Below are 19431 nucleotides of genomic sequence, written 5' to 3'. Positions count from 1 at the left end.
TCCCGCAGTTGAACGGAGTATTCTCCGGGTCTCATTGCGCAGCTCTCCGCCGCTGACCATCATGAGGTCGGTACGTGTGGTCAGGAAGCCTTCAGAAAACAGATACCGAAAGTCGGTGGCACGCATGAACAACCTGATCTACAAGGCCCGGATGGCTCTCCGTGACGTCATGGAAGTGAACATCTACAGCCAGGGAAACGACAAGGTCTATCTGACCGTTTTCCCGGAGCTGGTCTGGGAGGGCACCGAGAAGACGCAGCCGGAGAAGGTCGTCCGGAACGTCATCGGCCGGCTCCACGACATGGACCTGGACGTCGACGGCGGGGAGACGGCCGTGAAGACCCTGCTGGACGCCGGTGCCGTGGAGATCGTCCGCAAGGCCGCCTGACCGCACCGCCCGACCGGTCCCCGAGTGCCCGCGCCGACCACCGCCGCGGGCACTCGTCGTGTCCGCGGCCGGGTCCGTGGCCGTGTCCGGGTCAGTGGTGGCCGCCCGCGTGCCGGTGGGCCGCCGGGGAGACGACCAGGGGGCGCACCATGTGCTGCTCGTGCTCCAGCATGTGGCAGTGGTGGACGCCCCTGCCCACGACCGGGAAGCGGACCAGCACGGTGACCAGTTCGCCGGGCGTGCCGTTCGGGCCGGGGACGATCTGACCGGCCGTACCCACCCTGATCGTGTCCTTGTCCCCGAGCTCGTGCGGTTCCAGCTCCGCCGCCCCCATGTGGCCGGCCGGCCGGGCGGTGCCGCGGACGGTCCGGTCGAAGCCGGTCACGTCGTAGTTCTCGCGGGACAGCACCCGGAAGTGGGCCAGGTGGATGTGCATGGGGTGCGGGGAGGCCGCGAGGTTGAGGTACTTCCAGACCTCCACGCCGCCGTGCGCCGCGGTGAACGCGTTGCCGTCGTCGTAGCTCAGCGCCGTCCGGCGCAGCGTCGTCACCGTCCCCTCGGCGTCCTCGACCTGGACGATCCCGGGGGACGGGAGCGTGATCCCCTCTGCCTCGGCGGGCTCCACCTCCTCCATCTCCCACAGTTCGGGCACGTCGGTCGTTCCCGGTCCGACCAGCACCACCCAGCGGGGGCGCCCGCCGTGCGGCAGGTCGTGGTGGGTGGGCCGCTCGGAGGCGGGCGAGAGCGTCCTGGGCGGGGTGTACCGGCCGCCGGAGCCGCGGCCGGCGACGCGGAACTGCATCACGTCCGGTTCCAGCAGGTCGTGCCGGACGCTGGAGTCGCCGGGCACGACGCCCTCCATCGTGTTGACCAGCTTCACGGACCGGCCGCGGAACGCGCCGAAGTCGACCAGCACGTCGGCGCGTTCGCCGGAGGAGAGGTTGAGCGCCCCCTCGACCGGACGCGGCCGGTCCAGCAGCCCCTGGTCGGTGCCGACGACCTGGAGGGCCCCGGGCACGGGCCGGCCGTCGGCCAGCAGCATCAGCCGGTAGATCCGCGCGTTGGCCGTGTTGACGATCCGGAACCGGTACCAGCGCGGCTGGACCTCGAGGTAGGGCCAGACCACCCCGTTGACCAGGGTGTAGGGGGCCGCGTGGACCCGCATGAGCTTCGCGTTGACCATCTCCACCTTGTGCACCAGACGCCCGGTCAGGGCGCCCGATCCGTCCAGCGCGAAGTTGCGGTCGCTGAGGACCAGCGGCACCTCGTACCTGCCGCGGGGCAGGTCCGGCGCCCGTTCCCCGGGATCGCGCAGGACGTACAGGCCCGCGAGACCGGCGTACACGCTGAAGCGGCTCACGTGGTGGGTGTGGTCGTGGTACCAGAGCGTGGTGGCGGCCTGGTCGTCCGGGTACGCCGACAGCTGGGCCTCGCCCGGGGCGACGAGGTTCTCCATCCAGCCGTCGTTGCCGCCGCCGGTCAGCATGCCGTGCAGGTGCACCGCCGCCCACGGTTCGAGGTCCGCCACCCCGGGCACCTCCCGGCAGCCCTCGGTGCCGGGGTAGTTGGTCAGCGGGTCGGCCATGGGGCCGCCGGGCCGGCCGAACTCGACGGCGGTGACCGGGATGTTCCCCGTCAGCCGGTTCTCCCAGGCCACCCGCAGCCGGCGGCCGCGGACCGCCTCGATCGTCGGCCCCGGGTAGCTGCCCTCGTACGTCCACATCCGCACCGGCGCCAGCTCCGAGTGCACGGTGACGTCGGCGGTGCGCAGCCGCACGGTCAGCTCGTCGTGGTCGCCGCGCCCGCGCGGGCGCAGCACCGGCGGGGTGCGCAGCGGGTCCCTGAACTTGGTCAGCAGCAGCCCGTCCGCCGACGGCTCGGGGCCGCCGGGGGCCGCCGCACGGGGCGCGGCGAAGGCGGAGGACGACGACACGAGCGCGCCCAGCGAGGCGACGGCGCCGCCCCGCAGCAGGGTGCGCCGGTCGATCCCGGACGGGGCCGGTATTGCGCCAGACGAGGTCTCCATGCGCCGGAGCGTAGGCAACGACCCCTCCAGATCCACTCGAAGCCCGCAGCCCCGTGCAGCGTCCTTCGAGCGGACCTGAAGGGTCCGCGCGGCCCGGCCCTCCGGCCGCCCCGCACGACTGCCCGAACGACTGCCTAAACGACCGCCATCTCGGTGTCCCGGCGCACCAGGGTGGCGTAGTGGCCGTCGAGGGCGAGCAGTTCGTCGTGGGTGCCGCGCTCGGCGATGCGCCCCCGCTCCAGGACGAGGATCTCGTCGGCGTTGCGGACGGTCGACAGCCGGTGCGCGACCGTGATCGTGGTGCGCCCCGCGCTCGCCGCGTCGACGGCCTGCTGCACGGACAGCTCGGTGCGCGTGTCCAGCGCGCTGGTGGCCTCGTCCAGCACCAGGACGGGCGGGTCGCGCAGGATGGCGCGGGCGATGGCCAGCCGCTGCTTCTCACCGCCGGAGAACCGGTAGCCGCGCTCGCCGACCACCGTGTCGTAGCCGTCGGGCAGGGACATCAGGTAGTCGTGGATGTGCGCCACCCGCGCCGCCGCGACCAGCTCCTCGTCGCTCGCGCCGGGCTTGGCGAACCTCAGGTTCTCCGCGACCGTCGCGTGGAAGAGGTACGTCTCCTGGGAGACGACGCCGACGGCGGCGGCGAGCGTGTCGAACGACAGGTCCCGCACGTCGACGCCGTCGATCGTCACCGTGCCCGACGTCGCGTCGTACAGCCGCGGTATCAGATAGCTCAGCGTGGTCTTGCCCGAGCCGGTCTCCCCGACGACGGCCAGACTGTGCCCGGCGGGCACCGTCACGTCCACGCCCTCCAGCGTCGGCCGCTCGGCACCCGCGTAGCGGAAACCGACGCCGCGCAGCCGCACCTCCCCCCGCAGGGCGGCCGGCACCACCGGCCGCTCGGGCTCGGCGACGTCGACCGGCAGGTCGAGGTACTCGAAGATGCGCCCGAACAACTCCAGCGAACTCTGGATGTCCAGACCGATGGTCAGCAGCCGCTGCGCGGGACGGAACAGGATCTGCTGGAGGGTGGCGAACGCGACCAGCGCGCCGATGGAGATGGACATCCGGCCGCCGCTGGAGGCCAGCCCCGCCACCCAGTAGATCACCGCGGGCATGGCCGCCATGACGATCCAGATCGTCGACTGGTACCACAGGCCGGCCGTGCTCGCGCGGACCTCGATGTCGGTGAGCTTGCGGGACTGCCCGGCGAACGCGTCGCTCAGCGAGCGGGAACGGCCCATGGTGTGACCGAGCATGATGCCGCTGACCGACAGCGACTCCTGCACGTTCGACGACAGGTCGGCGAACTGGCGCTGCCGCGCCCGGGTGAGGACGCGCAGCTCGTCCCCGACGTGCCGGCTCACCCAGACGAAGCCCGGCAGGACGACCAGCGACGCCAGCGTGAGACGCCAGTCGAGCAGGGCCATGGCGGTGACCGTGGTGATGACGGTGGTCACGTCCGACACCAGCGCCGTCGCGGTGGTCGTCACGGTCACCTGCATCCCGCCGATGTCGTTGGCGATGCGCGACTGGACCTCACCGGTGCGGGTGCGGGTGAAGAAGGCCAGCGACATGCGCTGGAGGTGGGAGTAGACGGCGGTGCGCAGGTCGTGCATGACGAGCTGGCCGACCTTGGCGGACAGATAGGTCTGCCACACGTTGAACGAGCTGTTCGCGACCGCCACGACGACCATGCCCAGGGCGAGCGCGGACAGCAGCCCGGTCCTGCCCTGCGGCAGCGCCACGTCGATGATCTCGCGGATCAGGAAGGGGTTGACGAGGGAGACCAGGGAGGACGCCACGACCAGGAACGCGACGAACAGCAGGCTCCTGCGGTACGGAAGGAACAGCTTGAGTATGCGCCGCTTGGGCACGGGAACACGCGCAGTGGCCGACCCGGTGGTGGGCACCCTGTTCTCCTTGTCCTCGGTCGTTACAGCGGAGTGGACGGGGCCGTCCACCGGGCGAACTCCCGCTCCGACAGCGGGGGCAGGCACGGCGGCTCGGCGGGCGGCATCGCATACCCGCTCCAGGGGTGCGGCGGCTGCGTGCCGTACCAGCCGAACCCCATCCACATCAGGCCCTCGCCGAGGCTCCTGCCGACGGCGCTCATGGCGGACGCGCGCGGTGTGCGCATGACGGTCTCCGTTTCGCCGGCCAACCCGTTGACCGCCACCCTGGTGGACCCGGCTCAAGGACCGGCGGGCGATGCGTCGAGCCCCGCTGGAGGCCGGGTCGGGCGGTGCGGGGCCCCGCACCCGGCTCCTCTGCCGGTGCTCCCGCCCCCTCCGCCGGTGCTACCGGCGCAGGGCCGCTTCGGGAGCCGTACGCGGCCGTCGTCGGGTGCGGGGCGCGGCCGGAGGGGAGGCGAGGGCCTCCCACACCGCGCCGGCGACCTCGGCGGCCTGCGTCCGGATCTCCGGTACGGCGGTGGTCTCCAGGAGGTTGCCGCGCCGGGCGGCCCCGAGCGTCCACAGTCGCGCGGCCGGGACCCCGGCCGCGGGCACCAACCGCCCGTCGTCGCCGGTGTCCAGGCCGAGACCGGCCGGGCCGGTGCGGGCCCAGCCGCGCTCCAGCAGGCAGCGCACCAGGGGATCGTCCGTGCGTCGCGGGTCCGTACGCGCCCCGGTGCAGGCGACGACCGCGCCGACCCGCAGCCGCCTGCCGTCGCTCAGGGCCACGGTCACCGCGTCCTCGCCGGGCACGGCCCCCACCACCTCACCGGCGGCCACCCGCAGCCGGCCGGCGGCCCGCAGCGCGCGCAGCGCGGCCGCCGTCGCGGGTGCGACGCGGTGGCGGTGCACCTCCCAGGTCCGCAGGTCCTCCTCGAGGAAGCGCAGGCGGTCGGCCGGGGACAGCTGCCGCCACAGGGCCGCCGTCACCGGACGCAGCCCGTCCATCGCGGGCCGCCAGTCCCCACGCGCACGACGGCAGGCGGCCAGGTGCCGTCGCACGCCGCGGCGCAGCGCGTCCAGACCGTGCGCGGCGTCCAGCTCCGGCGGCTCGGCCGGCGCGCCCGCGACGGGCAGGTGCTCCCGGGGCAGCAGCCCGTGCCGGGACACGGCGTGCAGGACCCGGCCGGGGCGGGCCAGGGTGACGGCCAGGTCGACCATGGTCAGACCGGTGCCGACGAGCAGGACGTCCCCTTCCGCGGCCGGACCGTCGAGGGCCCCGGGCGCCCAGGGGTCGCCGACGAAACGCCCGGACGCCCGGAGCGCGGGCCCCGCCCAGGCGTGCTCGGGACCCAGGCCGCCCAGCGCCAGGACGGCGCCGTCCACCCGCAGTTCACTACCGCCCGCGAGGCGCAGCACCGGCCCGCCGGAGCGGTCCCGGACGGCCACGACCCGCTCCCGCACCCGGTGCAGGCGGGCGTACCGGCACCGCCGCGCGGTCTCCTCGACGAGGTCGCCCAGGTAGCGCCCGTACTCCCGGCGGGGGACGAAGTCACCGGGCGCGACGTGCGGATACCGGCCGGCGATCGTGCGCAGGAAGTGCCCGGGATCGTCGGGGAAGGCGCTCATACGGGCGGCGGGCACGTTGAGCAGATGCCGGGGGTCCGAGGTGCCGTAGGCGACCCCGCGGCCCGTGTGCGGGGCCGGGTCGATCAGCCAGATCCCGGTGGCGTGTCCGGCGCGTTCGGCCCGCCGCATCAGCTGGACCGCCGTCAGCGCTCCCGCCGCACCGGCGCCCACCACCGCGACGCGGCGCGTCACGTCCGCCTCCTGTGCCGTATCCGCATGTCGGTCTCCGTTTCGCCGGCCGGCCGGTCACCGTCACCCTGCTGGGCACCGCTCGAGAACCGGCAGCCGACGCGTCGAGCACCGCTGGAGGCGGCGCGGACACGCCGTGTCTCAGCCCTTCACCAGCAGGCCGCGGCTGCGCAGGACCCAGCGTTCGAGGGGGCTGAAGATGAGCAGGTCGATGGCGATGCCGACGGTCAGGATGAGGAGGATGGCTTCGAAGACCATGGCCATGTCGCTGGCGTTGCGGCCGTTCTCGAGGAGTTGTCCGAGGCCGACGCCGAGGTCGGGGAAGGAGGCGATGATCTCGGCGGCCATCAGGGAGCGCCAGGAGAAGGCCCAGCCCTGTTTGAGGCCGGCGACGTAGCCGGGGAGTGCGGCGGGCAGCACGATGTGCCAGGTGCCCTTGAGTCCGGTGGCGCCGAGGGTGCGGCCGGCGCGGAGGAAGACGGGGGAGACCTGGTCGACGCCGGAGACGAGGCCGTTGGCGATGGAGGGCACGGCGCCGAGGAGGATGACGGCGTACATCATCGTGTTGTTCAGGCCCAGCCAGATCACGGCGGGAGGCACCCAGGCCACCGACGGCAGCGACTGGAGGCCGGAGAGGATGGGGCCGATGGCCGCGCGGACGAACTTCACGCGGGCGACGAGGAGTCCCAGCGGGGTGCCGATGAGGAGTGCGAAGCAGAAGCCGAGCAGGCCGCGGGAGACGCTGGTCCAGATGTAGCCGAGCAACTCGCCCTGGAGCCAGGCCTGGTGGACCACGTCCCACACGTCCAAGGGGGCGGGCAGCTTGGTCGGATCGTCGACGATCTTGAAGGAGACCAGGCCCTGCCACACCGCCAGCACGAGGAGCACCGCGACGGTGGGCGGCAGGACCTTCTCCACCAGGGTCCGCCGGAAGGGGGTACGGGCCCGGTGCCGGGTCTCCAGGGCGTCGAGGCCCGCCTCCAGCCCCGCCAGGTCGGCGCGCTCCTCGACGCGGGGCTCAGTGCTGGCCATGGCGGCGGATCTCCCCACGCAGTTCTTCGGTGATCTCGACGGACAGTTCCGCCACGGCGGTGTCCTCGATACGGCGCGGCTGCGGGATGCCGACGGTCCACTGGCGGGCGATGCGTCCGGGGCGGGAGGACAGCAGGACGACCCGTTCGGCCAGGCGTACGGCTTCGCGGACGTTGTGGGTGACGAAGAGGACGGACAGCTGCGTCTCGCGCCAGATGCGGGTCAGCTCGTCGTGCAGGACGTCGCGGGTGATGGCGTCGAGGGCTGCGAAGGGCTCGTCCATCAGGAGCAGCTTGCTCTCCTGGGCGAGCGCGCGGGCCATCGCGACCCGCTGGCGCATACCGCCGGACAGCTCGTGCACCCGCTTGCCGTACGCGCCCTTGAGGCGGACGAGTTCGAGCAGTTCCTCGGCCTTGTCGCGGCGGTCGGACTTGGGTACGCCGCGCAGTTTCAGGGCGAGTTCGATGTTCTTGCCCGCGGTCAGCCAGGGGAAGAGGGCGTGCTCCTGGAACATGAGGGCGGGGCGTCCGGCGGTGGTGATGTCGCCGGTGGTGGGCTTGTCGAGGCCTGCGACGAGGTTGAGCAGGGTGGACTTGCCGCAGCCGGAGGCGCCCAGGAGGGTGACGAACTCGCCGGGGGCGACATCGAGGGTGATGTCGTCCAGGACGAGCTGCTGCCCGGCGGGGCCCGCGAAGGACTTCGAGACGTGCTCGATCCGGGCGGCGCAGGCGGCCGCCGCCACCCCGCTCCTCTGGGCCGGGGCGGCCCCGGAGGGTCCGCGGTCGAGTGTGGACCGGGTTCCTTCGGCGATGGGCGCGGTCGTGGTCGTGGCCATGGTCGTCACCTCCTGGGTGGTCGGGTTCCGGGTCGGTGCTCTACTCGACGCCGAGTCCGGCGTCGTCGACCGGGGGCTTGCCCTTGGCCTTGAGGACCTTGTTCAGCAGCGTCAGGTCGTAGATGCCGTCCAGGTCGGGCTGCTCCAGCAGACCGGCCTTCACGGCGTGGTCCGCCTCGGCGTCGAGGGTGGCGGCCAGCGGGTCGTCGGTGACCCTGATCGATTCCCAGGCCGGGTCCAGGACGTCGGCGGGCAGGGCCTTGCCGGAGTCCTTCTCCAGCTGGGTGTTGGCCGCGGCCTTCGCCTCGTCGGGGTGGGTGGTGATCCAGGCGTTGGTGTCGACCGACGCCCCGAGAACCGCCTCCACGGCCTTGGGGTGCTCCTTGAGGAACTTCTGCGACACGATGATGTTCGTGATCACGAACTTCTCGTCCGGCCACAGTGCCGACTCGTCGAGCAGGACTGTGCCGCCCTCGGCGACCAGCCGGGACGCGGTCGGCTCGGGCACCCACGCGCCGTCGACGGAACCGGACTTGTAGGCGTTCGGGGTGACCTTGTTGTCACTGCGGACGACGGTGACGTCGCCCTTGCCGCTCTGCGCGTCGACCTTCCAGCCCTGCTCGGCGATCCAGTTGAGGAACGCGACGTCCTGGGTGTTGCCGAGCTGCGGGGTGGCGATGCGCTTGCCCTTGACGTCGTCCAGGGTCTTGATCTTGTCCGGGTTGACCACCAGTTTCACGCCGCCGGAGGCGGAGCCGCCGATGATGCGCAGGTTCTTGCCGCCGGACTTGGTGTAGCCGTTGATCGCCGGGGACGGGCCGATCCAGCCGATGTCGATGGAACCGGAGTTCAGCGCCTCGATCTCGGACGGGCCCGCGTTGAAGACCGCGTACGTGGCCTCGGTCGCGCCCAGTGCCTTCTGGAAGAAGCCCTTCTGGTTCGCGACCAGCGGGGTGGCGTGCGTGATGTTGCCGAAGTACCCGATCCGCACGGAGTCGAGACCGTCGATCTTCTCGGCACCGGCCGCGATCTTCGCCGCACCCGAGTCCCTCGCCTGGGACCCGTAGCCGCAGGCCGTCAGGGACAGCAGCGGAAGGGCCACCAGGACCGCCAGGGCACGGAGGAGGGCGAAGGAGACGGGCCCGGACGGATGCCTCCCGTCGGCCCCCCGGCGCCCGGTGGTCACGGTCGGCCGATCCGGTTGGCGCCGGCCATGCCTGCGGTGAGGGTGGTGCCGTCGGCGGGGTCGATGAGGATGAAGGAGCCGGTGCGCCGGGAGTCGGCGTAGGAGTCGGCGGGCAGCGGCTCGGCGGTGCGGATCTTGACGCGGCCGATGTCGTTGGCGACGAGCTGCCCGGGGTGCGGGTGCAGGGACAGGTCGTCGAGGGTGAGCCGGGCCGGGATGTCCTTGACGATCGCCTTGACGGTGCGGGTGCCGTGCTTGAGGAGGACCCGGTGGCCGACGGTGAGGGGTGCGTCGGCGACGTGGCAGACGGTGGCCTCGACGTCCTGGCTGGTGGCCGGGGCGTCCTCGCGGGGCACGATCAGGTCACCGCGCGAGATGTCGATGTCGTCCTCGAGGAGCAGTGTCACCGACTGCGGTGTCCAGGCGGCCTCGACGGGGGTGCCGAGCAGGTCGATGCCGGACACGGTGGAGGTGCGGCCGGAGGGCAGGACGGTGACCTCGTCGCCGACGCGGAAGGTGCCGGCGGCGATCTGGCCCGCGTAGCCGCGGTAGTCGGGGTGCTCGGCGGTGCGCGGCCGGATCACGTACTGCACCGGCAGCCGGGCGTGGCAGTGCGCCAGGTCGTGGCTGACCGGCACGGTCTCCAAGTGTTCGAGCACCGTCGGGCCGCCGTACCAGTCCATGACCGACGACGCCTCCACCACGTTGTCCCCGGCGAGGGCGGAGATGGGGATGGCGGTGACCTCCGGGACGCCCAGTTCGGTGGCGTAGGCGGTGAACTCCTCGGCGATGGCCGCGAACACGGGCTCCTGGTAGTCGACCAGGTCCATCTTGTTGACGGCGAGGACGACGTGGGGGACGCGCAGCAGGGCGGCGATCGCGGCATGCCGGCGGGTCTGCTCCACCACTCCGTTGCGGGCGTCGACCAGGATCACGGTGAGCTCGGCGGTGGAGGCGCCGGTGACCATGTTCCGCGTGTACTGCACATGCCCCGGCGTGTCGGCGAGGATGAAGCGGCGGCGGGGGGTGGCGAAGTAGCGGTAGGCCACGTCGATGGTGATGCCCTGCTCACGCTCGGCCCGCAGACCGTCGGTGAGCAGCGCCAGGTCCGGGGCGTCCTGGCCGCGGCTGGCGGAGGCACGCTCGACGGCCTCCAGCTGGTCGGTGAGGACCGACTTGGAGTCGTGCAGCAGTCGGCCCACCAGCGTGGACTTGCCGTCGTCGACCGACCCGGCGGTCGCGAACCGCAGCAGCGTCGACTCCGACAACTGCCACACCGACACCGCACTCTCACCGGAGACGGCGGGCTCGACGGGCTCTTGGGTGCTGGTCATGGTTAGAAGTACCCCTCGCGCTTGCGGTCTTCCATCGCGGCCTCGGACATCTTGTCGTCGGCCCGCGTCGCGCCGCGCTCGGTGAGCCGGGTGACGGCGATCTCCGCGATGACCTTCTCGATGCTGTCGGCGTCCGAGTCGACGGCGCCGGTGCAGGACATGTCACCGACCGTGCGGTAACGCACCCGCCGCTTCTCGATCGTCTCGCCGTCCCTCGGCCCGCCCCACTCACCGGCCGTCAGCCACATCCCGGAGCGGGCGAACACCTCACGCTCGTGCGCGTAGTAGATCTGCGGCAGCTCGATCCCCTCCCGGGCGATGTACTGCCACACGTCCAGCTCGGTCCAGTTCGACAGCGGAAAGACCCGCACGTGCTCGCCCGGCGCGTGCCGGCCGTTGTACAGGTTCCACAGCTCGGGACGCTGACGACGCGGATCCCACTGGGAGAACTCGTCCCGCAGCGAGAACACCCGCTCCTTGGCACGCGCCTTCTCCTCGTCCCTGCGCCCACCGCCGAAGACCGCGTCGAACCGCTCCGCCTGGATCTTCTCCGTCAGCGGCAGCGTCTGCAACGGATTACGCGTCCCGTCGGGGCGTTCGCGCAGCACCCCGCGGTCGATGTAGTCCTGCACCGACGCCACATGCAGCCGCAGCCCATGCCGCTCCACCGTGCGGTCCCGGTACTCCAGGACCTCGGGGAAGTTGTGCCCGGTGTCCACGTGCAGCAGCGAGAACGGCACCGCCGCCGGCGCGAACGCCTTCAGCGCCAGATGCAGCATCAGGATCGAGTCCTTACCGCCGGAGAACAGGATCACCGGCCGCTCGAACTCACCCGCCACCTCCCGGAAGATGTGCACCGCCTCCGATTCGAGCGCGTCCAGGTGCGGGACTGCCGCGGTGTCCTCGGCCACCGTGATCAGGGGTTGCGCCGCAACCGTCATGCCAGGCCCCTCTCGGTCAGAAAGGTGTGCAGTACGGCGGCGGTGTCGGCCACCGACCTGCCCTGTGTCCGGATCCGCAGCTCCGGTGTCTCGGGAACCTCGTAGGGGTCGTCGACCCCGGTGAGGCCGGTCAGTTCGCCCGCGGCCTGCTTGGCGTACAGGCCCTTCACGTCGCGCACCGAGCACACCTCCACGGGCGTGGCCACGTGCACCTCGACGTACGCCGTGCCGTTCGCCTCGTGACGCTCACGGACCGCGTCCCGGCTGTCCGCGTACGGCGCGATCACCGGGACCAGCGCCGTCACACCGTTGCGGGCCAGCAGTTCGGCGACGAAACCGATGCGCTGCACGTTGGTGTCCCGGTCCGCGCGGCCGAAGCCGAGGCCCGCCGACAGGAAGGCGCGGATCTCGTCACCGTCGAGCACCTCGACCCGGCGGCCTGCGTCGCGCAGCCGGTGCGCGACGGCACGGGCGAGCGTGGACTTGCCCGCGCTCGGCAGCCCGGTCAGCCACACGGTGGCCCCGGTGGCCGGGTCGTGAGCTGTGGTCACGATGGTGCCCTCCTGGACGTGGGACGACGTGGGACGTGGGACGGCGCGACGGAGTGTGCGACGGGCGTGCGGTCCGCGGTCCGCGCGGTGTTCAGGCGGTCGCGAACTCGGCCAGGGTCCGGCCGAGCACGTCCATGTCGATCCGGTGCCAGGAACCGGGCAGCTCCAGCGAGCGCCCCTCCGGCAGGGCCGCCGCGGTCGCCCGCGCCGCCGCCCGCAGCCACTCGCTGGTGCCGGAGCTGTTGAGGACGAGGGTCTGCGTCGTGTACCCGGCGAGCCGCTCGGCCGGGACGGTGCAGTCGCCGCAGATGGCCAGGTCGTAGGCGAGGGTGTGGGCGTTCGCCTCGTTCACGGCCCAGATGGGGCCCTGCCGCCACTGCGCGACCGTGTCCGGCGTGAGGCCCAGGAAGCTGCCGAGGTAGTACTCGACCGCCTCCTCGCGCCGGTCCTCCGCCATGAGGACACGCAGCGTCTTGGCCACGTTCCACGGCGGCTTGGGGAACCCGTCGACCCGGTAGAACGGCTCGTGCAGCGCCAGCTTCGAGATCGGGGCGCCGGCGAGCGCCGCCTCGACCGCCAGGTTGGCGCCCGACGACCCGGCGAACACCACCGCCGATCCGCCGGCCTCCTGGATCACCGCCTCGAGGTCCTCGATCTCGCGCCCGACGGCGTACTCCGGGCTGTCGCCGCTCTGGCCGCGCCCGCGGCGGTCGTAGACGTACGTGGTGCAGTGCGGCGCCAGTTCCGGCACGAGCGCGTCGAAGATGGTGTGGTCGCGGAACGAGCCGTTCAGGAGCACGATCGGGGGGCCGTCGCCCGTCTTCTCGTAAGCGATCGTCGTGCCGTCCCGGGAAACGACCTTGCGCATCACGCACTCCTCACGCCGAACGGAGGTGCTCTCACCTCCCCGTCTTGCGGCATCCTCGAGTGCTTCGCTGGACCAACGGTCGAGGACCGGTCGTGAGTCCACCGGATCCTGGTCGTTCGCCCCCACCGACGTGCGCGACCGTCCTGGACCAGCGCTTTCCCGTCCCTGACGGCCTTTACCGCCCTGCCGCTCTCCCCGGTCCTTCCGTCCGGCTGCCCTTTTCCTCCCCTTCGGTCCGCGGACCCGACCCGTCCGCGAGCCGGGCCACAGCCGGACTCGACCCGCGCACGGTGTCATGGGTGCGACGACGTGAGGCGTGGGGGCAGCCGTCAGCGGCGCGTCGGTCATCCGACCGCACCGGCGGCGACAGTGGTCCGGGCCCGTCCCGTCCCGTCCTGCCGTCGAACACCGGGAGACCGACATGAGCGACCGGGTCGCACTCGGCCGGGTGCACGCCGCACTCGTGTCGCTGCCCGGTGTGCGGGACGCGGCCGTCCACGTGACCCGCGACGCCTCGGGCGGCCGGCGGATCGTCGCGCACATGGTGACGCACGCCCCGCTCGCCGAGCTGCGTGCCGCCCTGGAGTCGAGCCTGCCCGCCCACCTGGTTCCGGCCCGTCTCCACCGGGTGCCGCACATCCCCCTGCTGCCCGACGGCAGCACCGACCGTCAGGCCCTGGCGGCACTGACGGCACTGACCGTCCCGGAGTCGGGTACCGCCGCCGTGGAGCCGGTCACCGCCGGTCCGGAGCCGGGTGCCGCTGCCGTGGAGCCGGGCATCGCCATCCCGGAGTCGGATGCCGCCGCTTCGGAGTTGGGCACTGCCGCCGTGGAGCCGGTCACCGCCGGTCCGGAACCGGGCGCCGCCGCCCCGAAGCCCGGTGCCGCCGCCGAGGACCCGGTCACCGTCACCCCGGAGCCCGGCACCGCCGCCCCCGAGCCGGGCACCGCGATCCCCCCGCCGCCGCCGGAGACCGTGCCGCTCACCCCGCAGCAGCACACCCTGCTCCTGGACGCGCTGGCCCACCGCGGGACCGGCCGCCACGTGGAGCAGCTCGACTGGCGCTGGCGCGGACCGCTGGACACCGACCGGTTCACCGCGGCCTGGCAGTCCGTGTTCGACCGGGAGACCGTCCTGCGCGCCGCCTTCGACTGGGGGAGCGGACCGCGTCTGGTGCTGCACGAGCACGCCGGCGTCGAAGTCGTCCGGCACCCGCCCGGCTCCGTGGACTTCGACCGGCTGAGAGAACGCGACCGGCTGCGCGGCTTCGACCTGCGCCGCCCGGGCCTGCTGCGGCTGAACCTCGTCGACGAACCGCACCCGGCCGGCGGCGGCCCCGCGGGCGCACGCGTCCTGCTCACCTTCCACCACGTCATGCTGGACGGCTGGAGCGTGTCGATCCTGCTCCAGGAGTTCTACCGCGCCTACCTCGCCGGCGGCCGGCTGCCGGGCGGCGAACGGCGCCCCGACATCCGCGACTACGCCCGCTGGCTCGCCCGCCAGGACACCGCGCCCGCCCGCGACTTCTGGTCCTCGGCCATCCCGGCCACCACCGCCCTGGTCCTGCCCGCGGTGCCCGGCCCGGACACCGGACTGCGCGGGACCGGCCGGGCCGAGGCCCGGCTCGAGGCCGGACCGGCCGACCGGCTGCGCGCCTGGGCGGCGTCCTGTGCGGCCACCGAGGCCGGCGCACTCCAGGTGGCGTGGGCGCTGCTGCTGTACCGGGCGGCCGTCACACGGGATCCCGCCCTGGTGGGCTTCGGCGTCACCGTCCCCGGCCGCGGCATCGCCCTCGACTCCGTCGAGCGGCTGCCAGGACCGCTGATGAACTCGCTGCCCATGACCGTCCGCGTCGACCCCGCCACGGCCGTGCCCCGGCTGCTGGCCGAACTGTGCGACCGCGCCCTGGACCTGGCCTCCTACGAGTGGGTGTCGCTCGGCCAGATCCACGAGTGGAGCGGGCGGCGCGCACAGGACTCGCTCGCCGAGAGCCTCATCGTCTTCGAGAACCGGCGCCGCCGCTTCGACGACCTGTACTCCGCGCTCGCCGCGCAGGGCGTCGGCGTCGAGCCGCCCCGCGCCTCCGGTGTCCACAGCCTGTTCCCCGTCTCCCTGTTCGCCCACCGCGACCCCGACGGCGGCCTCGCCCTGGCCGCCGTCCACGACCGCGCCCGGCTCGCCGACGACGACGCGACACGCCTGGTCGGCCAGTGCGTCCGGCTGCTGCGCGAACTGCCCCGGCTGAAGGGCGGGTCGGCGACCGTCGCCGACGCGCTGGCCATCCTCGCCGACGAGCCGCGGATCCGGATGGCCCGGGCCCCCGCGCCCGCCGCCCGCGACTCACCTGCCTGAGCCGGCCGTCCGGAAGGTTCGCGCACGTGGCCGATTCGAGTCGTGCTCCAGGTACGTCGGCGAGGCTCGAAGGCAGCCGATGCGCTCCCACCCACGGCGGCCGAGGAGGTGCGACACACCATGCGGGACGGTCCACCGTGCACGCTCTACTGCTTCGCACACGCCGGCGCGGGCGTGTCCGGGTTCCGGCACTGGCGCACCGGCACCGGACCCGGCGTGACAACCGTGCCCGTACTGCTGCCCGGACGGGGCGGCAGGCGCCGCGAGCCCCGCGCGACCTCGCGCGACGAGCTGCTCGCCGCACTCCTCGGCCCGCTGGCCGACCAGGTCGCCGACGGACACCCGTACGCGCTGTACGGCCACAGCCTGGGCGGCGTCGTCGCCCACACCCTGGCCCGGGCCCTCGTCGACCGCGGGCTGCCCGCCCCCGTCCTGCTCGCCGTCGGCGCGAGCCCCCCGCCCCACTTCCCGACCGTCCCCGGGGCGTGCGAGGCACCCCCGGCCGCGCCGCGCCGCGACGACATCACCGACGAACGGCTGCTGCGGTTCGCGGCCGACCTCGGTGCGGCGCCCGGCGACACGCTCGCCGCCCCCGGCAGCCTCTGGCACCGCACCGTGCTGCCCGTACTGCGGGACGACCTCCTGCTCGCCGGCGCCCTGCGCACCGCCGCGCTCGCCGAGGAGGCGCGCGGCACCCCCTTCCCGGTACCCGTCCTGGCCGTCGACGGCCGGGACGATCCCCTCGTCGGCGCGGCGGCCCTGGACGGCTGGGCGCGCTGGACCGACGGACGGTTCGTCCGGCGCACCGTCCCCGGTGACCACTTCTTCGTCCGCGGCCCGCACGCACCCCGACTGATCGGGCGCGCCTGCCGCGTGGTGCGGCGCACCCGGCGCGTACCTGGGCTCATATCTGGAGGACAACTGTGAGGGACAACCGATGAGGCGGGTCGTCATCACCGGCATCGGGGTCGTGGCCCCGGGTGGTGTGGGCACCCGCGCGTTCTGGAACACGCTGACCGCGGGCCGCACCGCCACACGCGGCATCACACTGTTCGACGCGAGCGCGTTCCGGTCGCGGATCGCCGCCGAGGCGGACTTCGACCCCGTGGCGCACGGATTCGATCCCGCCGAGGCCGCCCGCCTCGACCGCGCCGCCCAGTTCGCCCTGGTCAGCGCCAGGGAGGCGGTCGAGGACAGCGGACTGACCGGCGCCCTGGACGCCGTACGCACGGGCGTCACCCTCGGCAGCGCCGTCGGCTGCACCACCGGCCTCGACAACGAGTACGGCGTGGTCAGCGAGAACGGCAGCGTCTGGGAGGTCGACCACACCCGCGCGGTCGCCCACCTCTTCGACTACTTCGTACCCAGCTCCATGGCCGCCGAGGTGGCCGGTGCCGTCGGCGCCCAGGGGCCGGTGTCGCTGGTCTCCACCGGCTGCACCTCCGGCATCGACTCCGTCTGCCACGCCGTCGACCTGATCCGCGAGGGCAGCGCCGACGTGATGGTGACCGGCGCGACCGAGGCACCGATCTCGCCGATCACCGTGGCCTGCTTCGACGCCATCAAGGCGACCAGCCCGCGCAACGACGAGCCGGAGACCGCCTCGCGCCCCTTCGACCGCTCCCGCAACGGCTTCGTCCTCGGCGAGGGGTCGGCCGTACTGGTCCTCGAGGAGTTCGAGCACGCCCGCCGGCGCGGCGCCCACGTGTACGCCGAGGTCGCGGGGTTCGCCGGCCGCAGCAACGCGTACCACATGACCGGGCTGAAGTCCGACGGCGCGGAGATGGCCGAGGCGATCCGCGCGGCGCTCGACGAGGCCCGCCTGGACCCCACCGCCGTCGACTACGTCAACGCCCACGGCTCCGGCACCAAGCAGAACGACCGGCACGAGACCGCCGCGTTCAAGCGCAGCCTGGGCGAGCACGCGCACCGGGTGCCGGTCAGCTCCATCAAGTCGATGATCGGCCACTCGCTCGGCGCGATCGGCTCGCTGGAGGTGGCCGCCAGCGCCCTGGCCATCGAGCACAACACCGTCCCGCCGACGGCCAACCTGCACGAGGCCGACCCGGCCTGCGACCTCGACTACACCCCTTTGACCGCGCGCGAGCAGCGCACGGACACCGTACTCAGCGTCGGCAGCGGTTTCGGCGGCTTCCAGAGCGCCATCGTCCTGACCCGGCCGCGACTTCAGGAGGCGGCATGACCACGGCGACACTGGACCGCCCCGCCCAGCGGCGCGACGCCCGGGCCACCACCGGCTCCGTCGTCACCGGCATCGGCGTCACCGCCCCCAACGGGCTGGGCACCGAGGCCTGGTGGGCGGCGACCCTGCGCGGCGAGAGCGGCATCCGGCCGGTGACCCGCTTCGACGCCGCGCGCTACCCGGTGCGGCTGGCCGGCGAGGTGCCCGGCTTCGTCGACGAGGACCACCTGCCGGGCCGGCTGCTGCCGCAGACCGACCGGGTCACCCGGCTCTCGCTCACCGCGGCCAAGGAGGCCCTCGACGACTTCGGCGGCGACCCGACGGCCCTGCCCGAGTACGGCGCCGGCGTGGTCACCGCCTCCTCCGCCGGCGGTTTCGAGTTCGGGCAGCGCGAACTCCAGGCCCTGTGGTCCAAGGGCGGCCAGCACGTCAGCGCCTACCAGTCCTTCGCCTGGTTCTACGCCGTGAACACCGGCCAGATCTCCATCCGGCACGGCCTGCGCGGCTCCAGCGGCGTCGTCGTCGCCGAGCAGGCGGGCGGCCTGGACGCCCTCGCCCACGCACGGCGCCAGATCCGCAAGGGTGCCGGGCTGATGGTGACCGGCGGGGTCGACTCGGCGCTGTGCCCGTGGGGCTGGGCCGCCCACCTCGCCGCCGGCGAACTGAGCCCCGTCGCCGATCCCGGCCGCGCCTACCTCCCCTTCGACCCGGAGGCGTGCGGGCACGTGGTCGGCGAGGGCGGCGCCCTGTTCGTCCTGGAGAACGCCTCGGCCGCCCGCGAACGCGACGCCCGCGTGTACGGCGCCTTCACCGGCTACGCGGCCACCTTCGACGGCCCCGGCACCCCGCGCCTGGCCGACGCCGCCCGGCTGGCCCTCACCGACGCCGGGGTGCGCCCCGACGAGATCGACGTGGTCTTCGCCGACGCGGCCGGCCGGCGTGCCGCGGACCGCGCCGAGGCGGAGGCGCTCGCCGCCCTGTTCGGCCCGCGGGGCGTGCCGGTCACCGCCCCCAAGTCGATGACCGGGCGGCTGCTGGCCGGCGGCGCCCCGCTCGACGTGGCCGCCGCCCTGCTGACCCTGCGCGACCAGGTGATCCCGCCGACCGTCAACACCACCGGACCCGCCCCCGACTGTCCCGTCGACCTCGTCACCACCGCCCGGGAGACCGGCGTCCGCCACGCCCTCGTTCTCGCCCGCGGCCGCGGTGGCTTCAACTCGGCAGCCGTCCTCAGCACGCTCTGATCACGGCCTGACCGAACCGGCCGCCGGAACGACATCCCCCGCGTTCCGGCGGTCCGGGCCGCATCGGTATTCGCGACAGAATACTTCTCGTACACTCTCCGTGTGGACACGACGATCAAGATCGATGCGGAGACCCGCGACAAACTGGCGGCCCTGGCCGAGGCCAGGAACATGTCGATGCGGGCGTTGATCGAGGAGTTCGCCGCGACCGCGCTCACTCCCGCGCAGCTGCGTGAGCGGGCCGAGCGCACGGACGCCTTCCTGGCCGCGGAGTTCGGACACCGGGTCGGCGAGGACGAGGCCGACACCCTGCGCGACCGGATGCGTCGGGCCCAGAACGCGAGCCGTGGCACGGTGGCATGATCCTCGAGCACTACGTCCTGGACAGCCACACGCTCCTCGCCCTGGGCGGCAACAAGCAGGTCTCCGGACTCATCCACATCGCCGCGGGGGACCCCACGGTGCGTTTGTGGGTTCCCGTCGTGTGCGTGCTGGAGGCCGAGCGGGAACGGTCCGGGATCGTCGATTACCTCGGCATCCTCGACGTCCTGCACGTCCTGGACGCCGATTACGCAACGGCGCACACGGTCGCCGAACTGCATCGCCGCAACATCTCCTTCGGCGTGGGAGCCGCCGTGCACGCCGCCCGCCCCACCCTGGACCGCCCCGACGGCGCACTCGTCGCCACGGTGACCCCCACCGACTACGACGGTCTCGGCGCCCCGGTTCTGGACCTCAACCGGTAGGCGGTCGGGCT

Annotated in this window: 18 protein-coding genes; 7 read left to right on the top strand and 11 right to left on the bottom strand. The window is 73.1% G+C overall.

Translation table 11 applies throughout. From position 1 onward, the window contains the following. The first annotated feature begins 124 nt into the window (after window positions 1-124). Entirely contained in the window at window positions 125-388 is a 264-nt protein-coding gene (locus tag OHA99_RS37545) for a hypothetical protein (RefSeq protein ID WP_007389945.1), read from the top strand. A 91-nt stretch (window positions 389-479) separates the two neighbouring features. Here OHA99_RS37545 and OHA99_RS37540 read toward each other — a convergent pair whose 3' ends face one another. The 11 genes from OHA99_RS37540 to OHA99_RS37490 all read right to left on the bottom strand — a co-directional run bounded on the left by OHA99_RS37540 (window position 480) and on the right by OHA99_RS37490 (window position 12874). Continuing rightward, window positions 480-2414 carry a multicopper oxidase domain-containing protein gene (locus OHA99_RS37540; protein WP_331723843.1) on the bottom strand — a complete coding sequence of 645 codons (1935 nt, stop codon included), beginning with the start codon at window positions 2412-2414 and terminating at the stop codon, window positions 480-482. Between the two features lie 134 nt (window positions 2415-2548). Next, window positions 2549-4327: an ABC transporter ATP-binding protein gene (locus OHA99_RS37535; protein WP_153182481.1), complete on the bottom strand. Its 1779-nt coding sequence runs from the start codon at window positions 4325-4327 to the stop codon at window positions 2549-2551. Between the two features lie 23 nt (window positions 4328-4350). Then, a complete protein-coding gene (locus OHA99_RS37530; protein WP_087793224.1) occupies window positions 4351-4554 on the bottom strand; it encodes a hypothetical protein in 204 nt (67 codons plus the stop codon). Between the two features lie 160 nt (window positions 4555-4714). Further along, window positions 4715-6130, bottom strand: coding sequence for an FAD/NAD(P)-binding protein (locus OHA99_RS37525; protein WP_153182482.1), 1416 nt, complete (start codon window positions 6128-6130; stop codon window positions 4715-4717). Between the two features lie 138 nt (window positions 6131-6268). Then, entirely contained in the window at window positions 6269-7159 is an 891-nt protein-coding gene (locus OHA99_RS37520) for an ABC transporter permease (RefSeq protein WP_331723842.1), read from the bottom strand. Next, window positions 7146-7994: an ABC transporter ATP-binding protein gene (locus tag OHA99_RS37515; RefSeq protein ID WP_153182484.1), complete on the bottom strand. Its 849-nt coding sequence runs from the start codon at window positions 7992-7994 to the stop codon at window positions 7146-7148. Before OHA99_RS37515 ends, OHA99_RS37520 begins: the two co-directional genes overlap by 14 nt. Before the next feature lie 40 nt (window positions 7995-8034). Continuing rightward, window positions 8035-9180 carry an aliphatic sulfonate ABC transporter substrate-binding protein gene (locus OHA99_RS37510; RefSeq protein WP_228126407.1) on the bottom strand — a complete coding sequence of 382 codons (1146 nt, stop codon included), beginning with the start codon at window positions 9178-9180 and terminating at the stop codon, window positions 8035-8037. Continuing rightward, a complete protein-coding gene (locus OHA99_RS37505) occupies window positions 9177-10514 on the bottom strand; it encodes a GTP-binding protein (RefSeq protein WP_331723841.1) in 1338 nt (445 codons plus the stop codon). Before OHA99_RS37505 ends, OHA99_RS37510 begins: the two co-directional genes overlap by 4 nt. 2 nt (window positions 10515-10516) lie before the next feature. Beyond that, window positions 10517-11455, bottom strand: a complete 939-nt coding sequence (gene cysD / locus OHA99_RS37500) for a sulfate adenylyltransferase subunit CysD (protein ID WP_153182486.1) — start codon at window positions 11453-11455, stop codon at window positions 10517-10519. Further along, the gene (gene cysC, locus OHA99_RS37495) at window positions 11452-12006 is read right to left on the bottom strand and encodes an adenylyl-sulfate kinase (protein ID WP_153182487.1); all 555 of its coding nucleotides are present in this window, start codon (window positions 12004-12006) and stop codon (window positions 11452-11454) included. Before cysC ends, cysD begins: the two co-directional genes overlap by 4 nt. Window positions 12007-12097: 91 nt before the next feature. After that, a complete protein-coding gene (locus OHA99_RS37490; protein WP_153182488.1) occupies window positions 12098-12874 on the bottom strand; it encodes an alpha/beta fold hydrolase in 777 nt (258 codons plus the stop codon). A 421-nt stretch (window positions 12875-13295) separates the two neighbouring features. Between OHA99_RS37490 and OHA99_RS37485 the strand changes: the two genes are divergently transcribed. The 6 genes from OHA99_RS37485 to OHA99_RS37460 all read left to right on the top strand — a co-directional run bounded on the left by OHA99_RS37485 (window position 13296) and on the right by OHA99_RS37460 (window position 19420). Beyond that, a complete protein-coding gene (locus OHA99_RS37485; RefSeq protein ID WP_153182489.1) occupies window positions 13296-15227 on the top strand; it encodes a condensation domain-containing protein in 1932 nt (643 codons plus the stop codon). 120 nt (window positions 15228-15347) lie between these two features. Continuing rightward, window positions 15348-16154, top strand: a complete 807-nt coding sequence (locus tag OHA99_RS37480) for a thioesterase II family protein (protein WP_153182490.1) — start codon at window positions 15348-15350, stop codon at window positions 16152-16154. Between the two features lie 10 nt (window positions 16155-16164). Then, entirely contained in the window at window positions 16165-17430 is a 1266-nt protein-coding gene (locus OHA99_RS37475; protein WP_007389922.1) for a beta-ketoacyl synthase, read from the top strand. Next, the gene (locus tag OHA99_RS37470) at window positions 17427-18674 is read left to right on the top strand and encodes a ketosynthase chain-length factor (RefSeq protein WP_153182491.1); all 1248 of its coding nucleotides are present in this window, start codon (window positions 17427-17429) and stop codon (window positions 18672-18674) included. Before OHA99_RS37475 ends, OHA99_RS37470 begins: the two co-directional genes overlap by 4 nt. Window positions 18675-18776: 102 nt before the next feature. Further along, the gene (locus OHA99_RS37465) at window positions 18777-19037 is read left to right on the top strand and encodes a ribbon-helix-helix protein, CopG family (RefSeq protein WP_153182492.1); all 261 of its coding nucleotides are present in this window, start codon (window positions 18777-18779) and stop codon (window positions 19035-19037) included. Then, window positions 19034-19420 carry a hypothetical protein gene (locus tag OHA99_RS37460; RefSeq protein WP_087793155.1) on the top strand — a complete coding sequence of 129 codons (387 nt, stop codon included), beginning with the start codon at window positions 19034-19036 and terminating at the stop codon, window positions 19418-19420. The genes OHA99_RS37465 and OHA99_RS37460 overlap by 4 nt, the downstream gene beginning before the upstream one ends. Window positions 19421-19431: the final 11 nt, after the last annotated feature.

The organism is Streptomyces coelicoflavus (assembly GCF_045041415.1).
GTDB lineage: Bacteria > Actinomycetota > Actinomycetes > Streptomycetales > Streptomycetaceae > Streptomyces > Streptomyces coelicoflavus.
This window is presented reverse-complemented; position numbering and strand designations above follow the sequence as displayed.

Excerpts from the sequence above, each read along its gene's own strand:
- cysD (WP_153182486.1), bottom strand. The coding sequence starts at position 11,455 with ATGACGGTTGCGGCGCAACCCCTGATCACGGTGGCCGAGGACACCGCG.
- OHA99_RS37515 (WP_153182484.1), bottom strand. The coding sequence starts at position 7,994 with ATGGCCACGACCACGACCGCGCCCATCGCCGAAGGAACCCGGTCCACA.
- OHA99_RS37540 (WP_331723843.1), bottom strand. The coding sequence starts at position 2,414 with ATGGAGACCTCGTCTGGCGCAATACCGGCCCCGTCCGGGATCGACCGG.
- OHA99_RS37520 (WP_331723842.1), bottom strand. The coding sequence starts at position 7,159 with ATGGCCAGCACTGAGCCCCGCGTCGAGGAGCGCGCCGACCTGGCGGGG.
- OHA99_RS37475 (WP_007389922.1), top strand. The coding sequence starts at position 16,165 with ATGAGGCGGGTCGTCATCACCGGCATCGGGGTCGTGGCCCCGGGTGGT.
- OHA99_RS37490 (WP_153182488.1), bottom strand. The coding sequence starts at position 12,874 with ATGCGCAAGGTCGTTTCCCGGGACGGCACGACGATCGCTTACGAGAAG.
- OHA99_RS37505 (WP_331723841.1), bottom strand. The coding sequence starts at position 10,514 with ATGACCAGCACCCAAGAGCCCGTCGAGCCCGCCGTCTCCGGTGAGAGT.
- OHA99_RS37545 (WP_007389945.1), top strand. The coding sequence starts at position 125 with ATGAACAACCTGATCTACAAGGCCCGGATGGCTCTCCGTGACGTCATG.
- OHA99_RS37485 (WP_153182489.1), top strand. The coding sequence starts at position 13,296 with ATGAGCGACCGGGTCGCACTCGGCCGGGTGCACGCCGCACTCGTGTCG.
- OHA99_RS37470 (WP_153182491.1), top strand. The coding sequence starts at position 17,427 with ATGACCACGGCGACACTGGACCGCCCCGCCCAGCGGCGCGACGCCCGG.
- OHA99_RS37530 (WP_087793224.1), bottom strand. The coding sequence starts at position 4,554 with ATGCGCACACCGCGCGCGTCCGCCATGAGCGCCGTCGGCAGGAGCCTC.
- OHA99_RS37460 (WP_087793155.1), top strand. The coding sequence starts at position 19,034 with ATGATCCTCGAGCACTACGTCCTGGACAGCCACACGCTCCTCGCCCTG.
- OHA99_RS37480 (WP_153182490.1), top strand. The coding sequence starts at position 15,348 with ATGCGGGACGGTCCACCGTGCACGCTCTACTGCTTCGCACACGCCGGC.